This window comes from Streptomyces sp. NPDC059649 (assembly GCF_042734445.1).
Lineage (GTDB): Bacteria > Actinomycetota > Actinomycetes > Streptomycetales > Streptomycetaceae > Streptomyces.
Map to the genome: position 1 here is coordinate 55948 of NZ_JBHWDV010000015.1, position 14023 is coordinate 69970.

Annotated in this window: 13 protein-coding genes and 1 tRNA gene; 7 read left to right on the forward strand and 7 right to left on the reverse strand. The window is 69.8% G+C overall.

The features are described 5' to 3' along the window. Positions 1-161 precede the first annotated feature (161 nt). The 3 genes from ACFV1J_RS18480 to hppD all read right to left on the reverse strand — a co-directional run bounded on the left by ACFV1J_RS18480 (position 162) and on the right by hppD (position 3119). The gene (locus ACFV1J_RS18480; RefSeq protein ID WP_385859319.1) at positions 162-452 is read right to left on the reverse strand and encodes a ribosomal protein L7/L12; all 291 of its coding nucleotides are present in this window, start codon (positions 450-452) and stop codon (positions 162-164) included. A gap of 60 nt (positions 453-512) precedes the next feature. Further along, positions 513-1877, reverse strand: coding sequence for an FAD-binding oxidoreductase (locus ACFV1J_RS18485; protein WP_385859321.1), 1365 nt, complete (start codon positions 1875-1877; stop codon positions 513-515). An 84-nt stretch (positions 1878-1961) separates the two neighbouring features. Further along, on the reverse strand, positions 1962-3119 hold the full coding sequence (gene hppD / locus ACFV1J_RS18490) for a 4-hydroxyphenylpyruvate dioxygenase (RefSeq protein WP_385859323.1): 1158 nt from the start codon (positions 3117-3119) through the stop codon (positions 1962-1964). 129 nt (positions 3120-3248) lie between these two features. Between hppD and ACFV1J_RS18495 the strand changes: the two genes are divergently transcribed. The 5 genes from ACFV1J_RS18495 to ACFV1J_RS18515 all read left to right on the forward strand — a co-directional run bounded on the left by ACFV1J_RS18495 (position 3249) and on the right by ACFV1J_RS18515 (position 7793). Continuing rightward, positions 3249-3716 carry an Lrp/AsnC family transcriptional regulator gene (locus ACFV1J_RS18495; protein WP_385859325.1) on the forward strand — a complete coding sequence of 156 codons (468 nt, stop codon included), beginning with the start codon at positions 3249-3251 and terminating at the stop codon, positions 3714-3716. A 19-nt stretch (positions 3717-3735) separates the two neighbouring features. Then, positions 3736-4383, forward strand: coding sequence for an ABC transporter permease (locus ACFV1J_RS18500; protein WP_385859327.1), 648 nt, complete (start codon positions 3736-3738; stop codon positions 4381-4383). Then, on the forward strand, positions 4376-5662 hold the full coding sequence (locus ACFV1J_RS18505) for a betaine/proline/choline family ABC transporter ATP-binding protein (protein ID WP_385859329.1): 1287 nt from the start codon (positions 4376-4378) through the stop codon (positions 5660-5662). The genes ACFV1J_RS18500 and ACFV1J_RS18505 overlap by 8 nt, the downstream gene beginning before the upstream one ends. Further along, positions 5659-6621 (forward strand): ABC transporter permease, encoded by a 963-nt coding sequence (locus tag ACFV1J_RS18510; protein ID WP_385859332.1) that lies wholly within the window; start codon positions 5659-5661, stop codon positions 6619-6621. Before ACFV1J_RS18505 ends, ACFV1J_RS18510 begins: the two co-directional genes overlap by 4 nt. Before the next feature lie 278 nt (positions 6622-6899). Continuing rightward, positions 6900-7793 carry a glycine betaine ABC transporter substrate-binding protein gene (locus ACFV1J_RS18515; RefSeq protein WP_385859474.1) on the forward strand — a complete coding sequence of 298 codons (894 nt, stop codon included), beginning with the start codon at positions 6900-6902 and terminating at the stop codon, positions 7791-7793. 294 nt (positions 7794-8087) lie between these two features. On the opposite strand, the gene ACFV1J_RS18520 is transcribed toward ACFV1J_RS18515, so the two are convergent. The 3 genes from ACFV1J_RS18520 to ACFV1J_RS18530 all read right to left on the reverse strand — a co-directional run bounded on the left by ACFV1J_RS18520 (position 8088) and on the right by ACFV1J_RS18530 (position 11921). Next, the gene (locus ACFV1J_RS18520) at positions 8088-8867 is read right to left on the reverse strand and encodes a S16 family serine protease (RefSeq protein ID WP_385859334.1); all 780 of its coding nucleotides are present in this window, start codon (positions 8865-8867) and stop codon (positions 8088-8090) included. Between the two features lie 193 nt (positions 8868-9060). Continuing rightward, positions 9061-9702, reverse strand: a complete 642-nt coding sequence (locus ACFV1J_RS18525) for an IclR family transcriptional regulator (RefSeq protein ID WP_261951189.1) — start codon at positions 9700-9702, stop codon at positions 9061-9063. 422 nt (positions 9703-10124) lie between these two features. Next, positions 10125-11921: a DEAD/DEAH box helicase gene (locus ACFV1J_RS18530; RefSeq protein WP_385859338.1), complete on the reverse strand. Its 1797-nt coding sequence runs from the start codon at positions 11919-11921 to the stop codon at positions 10125-10127. Positions 11922-12625: 704 nt separating this feature from the next. Here ACFV1J_RS18530 and ACFV1J_RS18535 point away from each other — a divergent pair. Continuing rightward, a tRNA-Cys gene (locus tag ACFV1J_RS18535) sits at positions 12626-12697 on the forward strand. Positions 12698-12812: 115 nt separating this feature from the next. Here ACFV1J_RS18535 and ACFV1J_RS18540 read toward each other — a convergent pair. Further along, positions 12813-13289, reverse strand: a complete 477-nt coding sequence (locus ACFV1J_RS18540; RefSeq protein ID WP_385859342.1) for a hypothetical protein — start codon at positions 13287-13289, stop codon at positions 12813-12815. Between the two features lie 245 nt (positions 13290-13534). Between ACFV1J_RS18540 and ACFV1J_RS18545 the strand changes: the two genes are divergently transcribed. Next, a complete protein-coding gene (locus ACFV1J_RS18545; protein ID WP_385859344.1) occupies positions 13535-13861 on the forward strand; it encodes a hypothetical protein in 327 nt (108 codons plus the stop codon). Positions 13862-14023: the final 162 nt, after the last annotated feature.

The window sequence follows — 14023 nt, forward strand, 5'->3', positions numbered from 1 at the left end:
CCCCGCATCCGCCCACGGGACGGCCCGTATGCGTCCGCGGAGAGGCGTCGCCCGCTCACGTGCTGCGGCGACGTGCCCGGGTACGCGCCCCGGGGAGCGCGCGCCCGGCCACGTCCGCCGGACGGTCACAGCCTCCCGCCCGCCCGCCCGCCGGCCGGCCGTCACCGCGCCCGGAGTTCGACCGCTTCCTTGGCCTCGGCGAGTCCGGAGCCGGTCAGCTCGCGGTGGAGCTTGATCGCCTGGATCTTCTTGCCCTGCGCCAGCAGCTCGTCGATCTCGGCCAGCCGGGGGTGCGGCGGCTCCTCGATGCCGGCGTGGGTGAGGAGCAGGTCCACCTTGTGTTCCAGCCGGGCGAGCCGCCGTTCCAGCGATTTGGAGCGGCGGTCGGTGGAGGAGGAGACGATGGCGAGAGCGAGGACGACGAGGGCGATGCCGGGGAGCAGGTTTTCCATGGCGGGAACTCTACGGGCGGGGGCGGCATGGGCACGACAGGGGTGCAACCCCCTTGCCGGTCAGAACAGTTTGCCGGGGTTGAGAATGCCCTGGGGGTCGAAGACCTGCTTGATGTCGCGGTGCAACTCCATTGCCACGGGGCCGAGTTCGCGGGCGAGCCAGTCCTTCTTCAGCAGGCCGACGCCGTGTTCGCCGGTGATGGTGCCGCCCAGGCGCAGGCCGAGCGCCATGATCTCGTCGAAGGAGGCGTGGGCGCGCCGTTCCTCGTCGGGGTCGGCCGGGTCGAAGCAGACCAGGGGGTGGGTGTTGCCGTCGCCGGCGTGTGCGCAGACGCCGATGGTCAGGCCGTAGGTGTCGGCGATGGCGGTGGTGCCCTCCAGCATGGCGGCGAGCTGGGAGCGGGGGACGCACACGTCGTCGATGAGCATGGCGGGCTTGAGGCGTTCCAGGGCGGTGAAGGCGAGCCGGCGGGCCTGCAGCAGCAGGTCGGACTCGGCGGCGTCCTCGGCGGGGACGACCTGGGTGGCGCCGGCCTCCTCGCACAGCGCGCCGACGGCGGCGAGGTCGGCGGACGGGTCGGGGGTGTCGAAGGCGGCCAGCAGCATCACCTCGGTGGACTCGGGCAGGCCCATCTGTGCCAGGTCGTTGACGGCGCGGATGCTGGTGCGGTCCATCAGTTCCAGCAGGGAGGGGGCGTGGCCGCGGGCCATGATCTCGCAGACGGCCCGTCCGGCGGCCGCCACGGAACCGAACTCGGCGACCAGGGCGAGCTGTTGGGGCGGGTTGGGCTTGAGGGCGAGGGTGGCGCGGACGACGACGCCGAGGCTGCCCTCGGAGCCGACGAAGAGCCGGGTGAGGTCGTAGCCGGCGACGCCCTTGGCGGTGCGGCGGCCGGTGGTCAGGAGGCGGCCGTCGGCGAGGACGACGTCGAGGCCGAGGACGTACTCGGCGGTGACGCCGTACTTGACGCAGCACAGGCCGCCGGCGGCGGTGCCGATGTTGCCGCCGATCGTGCACATCTCCCAACTGGAGGGGTCGGGCGGGTAGTAGAGGCCGTGTTCGTTCACGGCGCGGGAGAGGACGGCGTTGATGACGCCGGGTTCGACCACGGCGAGCCGGTCGGTGGGGTTGATCTCCAGGATGCGGTCCATCTTCACCAGGGACAGCACGATGCAGCCGTCGGTGGCGTTGGCGGCGCCGGACACCCCGGTGCGGGCGCCCTGGGGGACGACGGGGACGCCGAGGGCGGTGGCCGTCCGCAGGACGTGCTGGACCTGCTCGACGGTGCGCGGCAGGACGACGGCGGCGGGCTTGCCCGCCGCGCAGAAGTTGGCCATGTCGCGGGCGTAGGAGCCGGTGACATCGGGGTCGATGAGGAGGGCTTCGGCGGGGAGCCCGGCGCGCAGCTGTCCGATGAGGTCCATGCGGCAAGCCTCGCACCGGTGGGCCGTACACGGAAGATCGTGTACGGCCCGTGGGTCGGGTGGCGGGCGGGCCCGCCGCGCCGGTCAGAGGTTGCCGCGCTTGGCCTGTTCGCGCTCGATGGCCTCGAAGAGGGCCTTGAAGTTGCCCTTGCCGAAGCCGAGGGAGCCGTGCCGTTCGATCATCTCGAAGAAGACGGTCGGGCGGTCCTGGACGGGCTTGGTGAAGATCTGCAGCAGGTAGCCGTCCTCGTCGCGGTCGGCGAGGATCTTCAGTTCGCGCAGTTCGTCGAGGGGGACGCGGGTGTCGCCGACCCATTCGCCGAGGGTGTCGTAGTAGGAGTCGGGCACGTCGAGGAATTCGACGCCGGCGGCGCGCATCCGCCGGACGGTGTGGACGATGTCGTTCGTGGCCAGCGCGATGTGCTGGACGCCGGGGCCGCCGTAGAACTCCAGGTACTCGTCGATCTGGGACTTCTTCTTGGCGATGGCCGGTTCGTTGATCGGGAACTTGACCTTCTTGGTGCCGTCGGCGACGACCTTGGACATCAGGGCGGAGTATTCGGTGGCGATGTCGTCGCCGACGAACTCCTTCATGTTGGTGAAGCCCATGACCTTGTTGTAGAAGGCGACCCACTCGTTCATCCGGCCGAGTTCGACGTTGCCGACGCAGTGGTCGATCGCCTGGAAGAACCGTTTCTGCGGGGGCTCGACGACCGGGCCGGCGGCGACGTACCCGGGCAGGTAGGGACCGTCGTAGCCGGTGCGCTCGACGAGGGTGTGCCGGGTCTCGCCGTAGGTGGCGACGGCCGCGAGGACGACGATGCCGTGCTCGTCCTTGAGCTCGTAGGGCTCTTCGAGGCCCTTGGCGCCGTGCGCGACGGCGTACTCGTAGGCGGCGCGGGCGTCGGGGACCTCGATGGCGAGGTCGACGACGCCGTCGCCGTGCGCGGCGACGTGGTCGGCGAGGAAGCGGCCCCGTTCCGTGACGGGCCGGACGACGGAGGTGAACACGAACCGGGCGCCGCCGGATTCGAGCACGTAACTCGCGGTCTCGCGGCTGCCGTTCTCCGGTCCGGAGTAGGCGACGCGCTTCATGCCGAAGGCGGTGGAGTAGTAGTGCGCGGCCTGCTTGGCGTTCCCTACGGCGAAGACGACCGCGTCCATCCCCTTGACCGGGAAGGGGTCCGCCTGCCGAGCCGTGTCGGGGGTGATGGGCTGGGTGTGCATCGTGGTGTCTGCCATGGCCGCAGAGTCCCTCCGATCCACAAGATGCGCAATAGTTTGTGGAACCGCTGGGCAGTATGTACAGCAGCCGTCGAGTGACGCCGGGCTATCTGTACATGATGACCATAGAAATCGAGGGAGCGGACATTGGCGATCGATCATCTTGACGGGGCACTGCTGGAGCTGCTCGCCGAGGAGCCGCGGATCGGGGTGCTGGAGGCGTCCCGGCGGCTGGGGGTGGCGCGCGGGACGGTGCAGGCCCGGCTCGACCGGCTTCAGTCGAATGGAGTGATCCGCGGCTTCGGGCCGGAGGTGGACCCGGCGGCGCTCGGCTATCCGGTGACCGCGTTCGCCACCCTGGAGATCAAACAGGGCCAGGGAAATGACGTACGGGCCCACTTGACCACCGTTCCCGAGGTGCTGGAGCTGCATACAACGACGGGACACGGGGACATGCTCTGCAGGCTCGTCGCTCGCTCCAACGCCGATCTCCAGCGGGTGATCGACCTGGTTGTGGGCTTTGATGGCATTGTGCGGGCCTCGACGGCGATCGTGATGGAAAATCCGGTTCCGTTGCGGATCATCCCGCTGGTGAAACAGGCATCGGGAGACTGACCGAGCGAGGAGAGCGACGGTGAGCTTCTGGGAGTACGTCAGCACCCGGCACGCCCAGCTGCTGACGGATGCGTACCAACACGCCAGCGCGGTGTTCCAGTGCATGGTGATCGCCACCCTGGTGGGCGTGTTCCTCGGGGTGGTGACCTACCACAGCGACTGGGCGGGCTCGCTCGCCACGACCACCACCGCCACCGTCCTGACCATCCCCTCGCTGGCCCTGATCGGTCTGCTGATCCCGATCGTCGGCCTGGGCGTCGCCCCGACGGTGATCGCACTGACCCTGTACGGGCTGCTGCCGGTGGTCCGCAACGCCATCGTGGGGCTGCGCGGGGTGGATCCGGCGCTGGTGGACGCGGCCAAGGGCATCGGGATGTCGCGGGCCGCCCGGCTGTTCCGGGTCGAACTACCGCTGGCCTGGCCGCCGATCCTCACCGGCATCCGGGTCGCCACGCAGATGCTGATGGGCATCGCCGCGATCGCCGCGTTCGCCTCCGGGCCGGGCCTGGGCAACGAGATCTTCCGCGGGATCGCGTCACTGGGCAGCGCCAACTCGCTCAACCAGGTACTGGCCGGCACGGCCGGGATCGCCGTGCTCGCGCTCCTCTTCGACGCCGTGTACGTCCTGATCGGACGCCTGACCATCTCCAGGGGGATCCGTGCCTGAGACGACCGACCAGCCGGCGGCACCCGCCGCCGGCGCCAACATCCGGCTGGAGAACCTCACCAAGATCTACCCGGGCAACCCCACCCCGGCGGTGGAGGACGTCTCCATGGAGATCAAGGCCGGCGAGACGGTGATCTTCGTGGGGCCCTCCGGCTGCGGCAAGTCCACCACCCTGAAGATGATCAACCGGCTGATCGAGCCGACCTCCGGCCGGATCCGGATCGGCGACGAGGACGTCACCGACATCGACCCGGTCAGGCTGCGCCGCAAGGTCGGCTACGCCATCCAGGCGTCCGGGCTGTTCCCGCACATGACCGTCGCCCAGAACATCGCCCTGGTCCCGAAGATGATCGGCTGGTCGAAGAGCCGGACCAGGAACCGGGTCGAGGAGATGCTCGACCTGGTCGGGCTGGATCCCGGCGAGTTCCACCACCGCTATCCGCGCCAGCTCTCCGGCGGGCAGCAGCAGCGGGTCGGGGTGGCCCGGGCGCTGGCCGCCGACCCGCCCGTGCTGCTGATGGACGAGCCGTTCGGCGCGGTCGACCCGATCACCCGCGACCACCTCCAGGACGAGCTGATCCGGCTCCAGCACGAGCTGCACAAGACCATCTGCTTCGTCACCCACGACTTCGACGAGGCCATCAAGCTCGGCGACCGCATCGCGGTGCTCCGGGACCGCTCGCACATCGCGCAGTTCGACACCCCGGAGGCGATCCTCACCAACCCGGCGGACGACTTCGTGTCCGGATTCGTGGGCGCCGGGGCCGCCTTGAAACGCCTCAACCTCACCCGCGTACGGGACGTGGGCGTGGTCGACTTCCCCACCGCCGGGATCGACGACCCGCTGGAGTCGATCTTCGACCAGCTGCGGTCCGGGACGCACAACGAACTGCTGCTGCTGGACCGCAACCGCCGCCCGTACAAATGGCTGCGGCGCAGCGACCTCGCCCGCGCCAAGGAGACCCTGGCGCGGGCCGGCACCCTGGTCACCGACACCGTCACCCGGGACGCGACGCTGCGGGACGCCCTGGAGGCGGTGCTCACCGACAACGCGGGCCGGGTGGCGGTCACCGGGCGGCGCGGCGAGTACATCGGCGTGGTCGACATGGAGACGCTGATGAACAACGTCCACGAACTGCTGGAGGCCGACCGCCTGGACGCCGTCGAGCACCAGCACGAGCTCGAGGAGCAGCGCACCCGCCTCACCCGGCGCGAGCAGGAGGGACTGGAGGGCCCGGGCGGACCGGGTGGCCCGGAGGGCGGGGGGAGCGGGGCATGAGCACACCCGACGGCTCCGGCGGCCCTAGCGGCCCTAGCGGCCCCGGCGGCCCCGGAGGGTTCCGGGACGGCAGCCGGCCGCGGCGCGCGGGCAGCCGCCCGGGGCCCGGCGAGCTCGGGGCGAGCGACCACGAGGGCTTCGCGTTCCGCGACAACGTCGAGATGGAGCAGCGGGAGCTGGCGGCCGGTGAGGCGCCCACCCCGTCGGCGGCCCGGGGCGGGCGGCGGATCAGCTGGCAGAAGTGGACGTTCATGCCGGCGTTCCTGCTCTTCGCGCTGCTGGCCACCTGGCTGTGGTTCCGCGGCGCGCAGCTGGACTCGATCGCCCATCAGGCGCTGGACGGCGGCAAGGTGTGGCTGGCGCTGCGGCAGCACATCGTGCTCACCGCCGTCTCCACGTTCTTCGTGCTGATCATCGCGATCCCGCTGGGCATCGCGCTGACCCGGTCGCGGCTGCGCCGGGCCACCCCGTTCGCGATGGCGGTCGCCAACCTCGGGCAGGCCGTCCCGGCGCTGGGTCTGCTGATCCTGCTGGTCATCTGGCTGGGCATCGGCGCCCGTTCGGCGATCGTCGGCATGGTGCTCTACGCGGTGCTGCCGGTGCTGGCCAACACCATCGCCGGGCTGCGCGGTATCGACCCGACACTGACCGAGGCGGCCCGCGGGATCGGCATGTCCCCCGCCGGCGTGCTGACGAGGGTCGAACTGCCGCTGGCCGTACCGCTGATCCTGGCCGGGGTGCGGACCGCGCTGGTGCTGAACGTGGGCACCGCGACACTGGCCACGTTCGGCGGGGGCGGTGGCCTGGGCGACCTGATCTCGGCGGGCATCGTCACCCAGCGGATGCCGGTGCTGGTGCTCGGCTCGGTGCTGACGGTGGCGCTGGCGCTGCTCGTCGAATGGCTGGCGTCGCTCGCCGAACTCCTGCTGCGACCACGCGGCCTGGAGGTGGCCACATGAGGCACACACTCCTCCCCCACCGACCGGCACTCCGCCGCCGCCGATCGACACTCCTCCGTCCGGCGCTCGGCCGTCCGGCACTCCTCCGTCCGGTACACGGCCGTCCGGCACTTCGCTCCCGCCGTCCGGCACTCCTCCCTCTCCGACCGGCACTCCACCGCCCGGGGCTCGGCCGTCCGGCGCTCCGCCCCCGCCGACCGGTTCTCCGCCGGGCCGTCGCCGCCGCGGTGCTGGCCGGGCTGCTCGCCGGCGGCTGCGGTCTGGTCAGCGGCAGCGCGATGACCGACACCGTCCGCCCGGGCCCGAACGCCGGCTACCCCGACCGGCCGCTGACCGGGGCGCAACTGACGGTGACGTCGAAGGAGTTCACCGAGCAGATCGTGCTCGGCCAGATCATGGGCCTGGTCTTCGAGGCGGCCGGCGCCAAGGTCATCGACAAGACCAGCATCCAGGGGTCCATCGGTGCGCGGGAGGCCGTGAAGTCCGGCACCGCGGACGCCGCGTACGAGTACACCGGCACCGGCTGGATCACCTACCTCGGCCACACCAAGCCGATCGTCGACCCGCAGGAGCAGTGGCGGGTGGTCCGCGACGAGGACCGGAAGAACGGGCTGGTCTGGCTGCCGCCGTCGAAGCTGAACAACACCTACGCGCTGGCGCTGAACCCCGCCAACCAGAAGAAGCTGGGCGTGCACACCCTCTCGGACGTGGCCGCGCTGTCCCGCAAGAACCCCGGCGCGGTGACCCTGTGCGTGGAGAACGAGTTCGCCACCCGCAACGACGGCCTGCCGGGCATGGCACGCGCGTACGGCATGCAGGTGCCGTCCGGCAACATCCGCAAGATGACCGGCGGCGTCGTCTACACCGAGACGAAGAAGGGCACCTGTGCCCTGGGCGAGGTCTTCACCACCGACGGCCGGATCAAGGCGATGAACCTGCAGGTGCTCGCCGACGACAAGCACTTCTTCCCGAACTACAACGTCGCGCCGGAGATCAACGCGGCGTCCCTGAAGAAGTACCCGGCGATGGCCCAGGTCCTCGCCCCGGTCACCCGGGCCCTGAACAACACCGTCGCCCAGGAACTGAACCGCAAGGTCGACGTCGACGGCGAGGACCCCCACCAGGTCGCGAAGAACTGGCTGCTGAAGGAGGGGTTCATCAGGGAGGGCTAACCGTTCGGGACCCATCAGGGAGTCGATGCCACTCGGGACCCATCAGGGAGTCGATACCGCTCGGGACCCATCAGGGAGGCGATACCGCTCGGGACTCCCGCCCGGGAATCGAATCCCCTCCTCGCCCTATTCCCCTCCTTGCCCCCCCGGGAATACCCTTCCCCACCGTCCCGTTGTGGGCCCCGAGGGGGCGCTTCCATCCCCTACGGGATGTGTTCGGCTTCCCCCTAGGTGGCCGCCGTCACCCGCCGGTCGCCCTCGCCCTCCGCCCCAGGTCTCAACAGCTCCCCGGCCTCAGCAGCTCGGCACCCGGCCGCCGTTATCGAGGGCCTTGAGGGCCTTGACCGCGCTGTCGAGGGTGGTGACGGAGACCAGCCGCATGCCCCGGGGGAGCTCGGCGCGGGCGTCCGCGCACTCCTTGCGGGGCACCAGGAAGACCGTGGCCCCGTCGCGGCGCGCGGCCTGGGTCTTCAGTGCCACCCCGCCGACCGCCCCGACCTCGCCGTCCGCGCTGATCGTGCCGGTACCGGCGATGGTCCGGCCGCCGGTCAGGTCGCGGCCCGTGCCGTCGCCGGCCAGCTTGTCGACGATGCCGAGCGCGAACATCAGCCCGGCGCTGGGCCCGCCGACGTCCGCGAGGCTCAGTTTGACCTTGACGTCCTTCGGGGACCTGCCGAGTTGCCCGAGCGCCGCCTCGGTGGCGCTGTCCTGCGATTCCTTCATCTGCCGGGCGTTGTGCTCGGCGATCTCCTCGGTGTTGTTGCCCACCGGGTAGACCGCCTCCCGGGGCATCACCGCCTCGTCGGAGCGGAACCAGCCCTTGAGGATGTCCGCCAGATGGACGGAGGCCTCCGGGCCGGTGGCGACGATCGAGGTCATCCGCAACTGCCCGCTGGTCTTCCGGGTCCCCGCCCCGCTGATCGTGATCACCGGTTTGCCCTTGTCGTCGCCGAGGACGTTCGCCGTCATGCCCGGATACGCCACCGAGTACGGCAGCGGAGCGAGGGCCGCGGTGACGAGGAGGGCGAGGACGAGGGCGGTGCAGACCGCCAGGGCGCGGGCGCGGGAAGACACCCCGCCACCCTAATTGACCCCCGCCCCACCAGGCCCGTAAGCCGCTGCGGGCTCACCACACGACCACCGCCCCTTCACACTCGGAGCCGGGCGGCACCCACCAGCGGTACTGCGCTGGGCCGTGTACTGCGCAGTACACGGCACAGCGCGATACACGGCCCAGCGCGATACACGGCCCAGCACGGTGCACGGCTCAGCGCAGTGCCTCGGAGACCTCGCGGGCGGCGTCGATCACCCGTGGCCCGACCCGTTCGGAGACGGTGTCGGAGAGCATCACCACGCCCACGCTGCCCTCGATGCCGCTCACCCCGAGCAGCGGCGCCGCCGCACCGCTGGCGCCGGCCTCCAACTCCCCGTGCGTCAGGGCGAGTCCGGCGTCCTGGAGGCGTCCCTGGCGGGCCTTGAGGATCGCCCGGCCGGCGGCCCCGCGGTCCAGCGGATGCCGGAAGCCGGCCCGGTAGGCCACGTGGTAGTCGGTCCAGGTCGGCTCCACCACGGCGACGGCCAGCGCTTCGGTGCCGTCGACGAGGGTGAGGTGCGCGGTGGCGCCCACGTCCTCGGCCAGTGACCGGAGCGCGGGCAGCGCGGCCTCTCTGACCAGCGGATGGACCTGCCGGCCCAGGCGTAGGACGCCCAGGCCGACGCGGGCCCGGCCGCCGATGTCGCGGCGCACCAGGGCGTGCTGCTCCAGGGTGGCCAGCAGTCGGTAGACGACGGTGCGGTTGACGCCGAGCTTGTTGGACAGCTCGGTGACGGTCAGCCCGTGGTCGGTGTCGGCGAGGAGTTTGAGGACGCGCAGTCCTCGGTCGAGCGTCTGGGAGGTCTCTGCGGTCACGACGCCCTCCTGGTGTGAGTGGCGGCGCTCGACACGGCGTGCTGCGAGTCCCGGAGCAGCGCGCTCAAGAGGCCGCCGGCCGCATGGCACCGGCTGCGCTCCGCGGCGGCGCTGCCACGGGGCGTGTGCGTGACCGGGACAGTAGCGAGCCAGTCCGGTCAGCGGAAGGGTGCGTCCAGAATCCGGTCTTTCACGCCCGGAATATCCCGTTTGGTCCACCCCGAAGGGCTCCGGAAGGGTTTCAGCAGGGCTTCTGCGGGACGTCCGGTGTTTCAGCGAGGGCTACGAGATGACCCCGCCCGTAACCGCGGCGCACCACTACGGGACGGCCGCGGGCGAACAGGGAAGGACGACGAACGAGGAAGGACGACGAACGGGCCCCGGTACGGCACACGGCCGCACCGGGGCCCGGCCCGGGAGGCTCACCGCATCCGCGTGGCCCACTCCCGGACCTTCTTGATCCGCTCGTTCAGCTGCCCGGCGGTGGCCTCCGCGCTCGGCGGCCCGCCGCACACCCGCCGCAGCTCGGTGTGGATCACCCCGTGCGGTTTGCCGCTCTGGTGGACGTACGCGCCCACCAGCGTGTTCAGCTGCTTGCGGAGTTCCAGCAGTTCCTTGTGCGTGACCACCGGCCGCCGCTCGGCCGGGATCTCCAGCAGGTCCGCCTCCGCGTCCGGCTTCTTCCGGCTGTGCGCGATCTGCCGGGCCTGCCGCTTCTGCAGCAGCAGTTGCACCTGGTCGGGCTCCAGCAGCCCGGGGATGCCGAGGTAGTCCTGCTCCTCCTCGCTGCCCGCGTGCGCCTGCATGCCGAACTCGGCGCCGTCGTAGAGCACCCGGTCGAAGACCGCCTCCGACTCCAGCGCCTCGAACGAGAACTGCTCCTGCTCCCCGGTGTCCTCGTCCTGCTCCTTGTTCGCCTCCTCCATCTCCTTCTCGGATTCGGCGTACGGGTCCTCCTCGCCGTCCTTCTTCGGCTTGTCGAGCACGTGGTCGCGCTCGACCTCCATCTCGTTGGCGAAGCCGAGCAGCATCGGGACGGTCGGCAGGAACACCGAGGCGGTCTCGCCGCGCTTGCGGGACCGTACGAAGCGGCCCACGGCCTGTGCGAAGAACAGCGGTGTGGAGATCGTCGTGGCGTACACGCCCACCGCCAGCCGCGGCACGTCGACGCCCTCCGACACCATCCGCACCGCCACCATCCAGCGGTCCTGCGAAGCCGAGAAGTCGTCGATCCGCTGCGAGGCTCCGGAGTCGTCGGACAGCACCAGGGTGGCGCCGTGCCCGGTGATCTCCCGGATCAGCTTGGCGTACGCCCGGGCCTGTTCCTGGTCCGAGGCGATCACCAGCGCGCCGGCGTCCGGGATGGACTTGCGGACCTCGGTCAGCCGCTGGTCGGCGGCGCGCAGCACGTTCGGCATCCAGTCGCCGCGCGGGTCCAGCGCGGTCCGCCACGCCTGCGAGACCGCGTCCTTGGTCATCGGCTCCCCGAGCCGGGCCGCGATCTCGTCGCCCGCTTTGGTGCGCCAGCGCATGTTGCCGCTGTAGGAGAGGAAGATGACCGGCCGCACGACGCCGTCGGCGAGCGCGTTGCCGTAGCCGTACGTGTAGTCCGCGGACGACCGCCGGATCCCGTCGTTCCCCTCCTCGTACGTCACGAACGGGATCGGGTTGGTGTCGGACCGGAACGGCGTACCGGTCAGCGCGAGGCGCCGGGTGGCCGGCTCGAACGCCTCCAGGCATGCCTCGCCCCACGACTTCGAGTCGCCGGCGTGGTGGATCTCGTCGAGGATCACCAGGGTCTTGCGCTGCTCGATGCGGTTGCGGTGCAGCATGGGGCGGACACCGACGCCCGCGTAGGTCAGCGCGACGCCGTGGTACTCGCGGCCCAGCGGGCCGGCGCTGTACTCCGGGTCGAGCTTGATCCCTATCCGGGCCGCCGCCTCCGCCCACTGCTTCTTCAGGTGCTCGGTCGGCGCGACGACGGTCACCTGCTGCACGACGTGGTGGTGCAGCAGCCACGACGCGAGGGTGAGCGCGAAGGTCGTCTTACCGGCCCCCGGCGTCGCGACGGCGAGGAAGTCCCTCGGCTGCGTCTGGATGTACCGGTCCATGGCCGCCTGCTGCCAGGCACGCAGCTTGTTCGCGGTACCCCAGGGGGCCCGCCCCGGGAAGGCCGGGGACAGGTGATGGCTGTTGGTGGCGCTGGTGGTGGTAGTCACGGTCTCCGTCGGCTGAACTCGGCTCTCGGCAACCGCGCCAGCGTACCGGGGGCGGCGTTTGCGGTTCCTCCCACGTACCTGGCCGTCCCGCCGCGGGTGTTGCTCGCCGTTGCGCTGTGCGGCGCCTCCCACGTACCTGGCTGTCCCGCCGTTGGGCTTGCTCACCGTTACGCCTGGCGGCGGGCGTGGTGTTTTCAGGTGCGGTGACAGCCCTACAGACTTCGTCCTCCGGTCTGTCCCCTCCCGTTGGTGGGTGGAAAAGGTGAGTGGGGGCGGGCCTACTCTCTCCGGAGCCTGTGACCTTTCCCACACGCAGTCACCTCACCGCCGGCACCCACCCCCACCCAACGTTTTTTCACCCACTCACGGGAGGGGACGGGCCGGAGGGGCCTTGTTCGTGGGCTTCGCTTCCAGGGGCTCAATTAAGGAGCGAAGGCGGAGCGTAAAGCGAAGCAGTCCACGAACAAGGCCCCGGAGGACCGTCACCGCACCCAACAATCACCCAGCCCGCCGCCGGGGGTACCTCCCACGCCCTTTAGGCAGTGGGGGAGCAACGGCGAGAGGCCCCGCGGCGCCGCAGACAGGTACGTGGGAGGCGCCGCGCAGCGATTTGTTGCGCCGTGTTGCAGCCTCGTGGCAGCCCGCCCCGCACCCTTGCCGGGCCCCCTGCCGCACGGCCTAGAGTCGGCAGCACACCGCAACCCGGCCGTGTGCCCGAGTGGTTCAGGGGCTCGCCTGCAAAGCGAGTTACGTGGGTTCGAATCCCGCCACGGCCTCTGTCTGCCTGACCAGGCAAAACGAAAGGGCGGCACCTCCGCAGAGGTGCCGCCCTTTCGTCGTCCGTCTCAGTTCCCGTCTCAGTTACCCCGGCGACCCAGCGCATCATGCGCCTTACGGCACCTGTGACTGCGCAGCTGCGCTCGTGGCTCGCTTTGCGGCGTCCGCGACAGCCTTCATCGCTTCATTATCGTGGCGCCGCAAGATGATGATCGCGGCCATGGAGATCAAGCTCGGTCCGCAAAGCAGCGATGCGAGCCACCATGCGTCCTTGGCAACGTAGACGCCTGCTGCAAGCATCGCAATGCTCAGCACCGACCCGACGATCAAGCTGGCCATACGGAACCGGTGCTGCCGTATCTCGCGAGCCTCACGCGTCTGCCGTTCGGCTTTCTTTGTCTGCATATCCAGTTGCTTGATGCGAATCTGGTGCTCACGTTTCAGTTGCGGTTCCAGAGCTGCTAACGCTACTTGCAGTTGTTCCGGCCCGCCGAACGCCTGTCCCCACTTCATAGCAATCTCTAGCCCAGCAGATACCAGAGGGTCGTCGTCCCGTGGAGCTGGCGCGGTACTGCTGTTCTCGATGCTCACTGCTGCGCGCCTCCGCCACCACGGCCTGCTGGGGTGTAATCAACATCTGTCGACTCGGGCGGTGGACCAAGCCGCAGAAGAAGGCGCGCGAGGGTATGTTCGACAGTCTCCTCGGCTGCAAGAGCTGCTGCTTTCACGTCTTCCGGGTGGTGCGGTTGACGGGAGTCGGGCTCAACTGAAGAGGCCCAAGGCTGTCGCGAGAGAACCTCGCGGATCTGCTCGCTTAGTAGCTTAACCTCCCGACGTTGGTCAATATCGAGGGCCAGCAGGTTAAGTCTTTCGGTGAAAAGGACAGCGACATCAGCCACATCTCTGTCGCTGTCAGGCATGACGTCATCACGAATAATGTGAAGCTCGACAAGGAGGCGCCAAAGGCTATCTGGGTTGCAAATGCGGTGCGAACCAACCCTTACCAGGTGGTCTCGGAGCACTTCGGCAGCCACCAAAAGCCCCTGCAGGTGCGCCCGGTAGTCAGGATCATCCCACCACACGCGGGAGTTCAGAGCTGCGGCCTCAGAAAATACGCGCTTGGCCAGCCATGCGCGGCGAGTAGCACGCACTTTCGCATCTGAGGCGTACGGCGTAGGTCGCTCGTCGGTCTCTACTGCCTTGCGGAGATGCAGCCTTCTCGTCCTTCGCCACTGGCGTCCAGCTCCACCTAAGAACTCCATGCGCCCCCCAACCTAACCTCCCGATAGCGTAGCGAGCGCGCGCCTCGAAGGGGACAGTAGCGG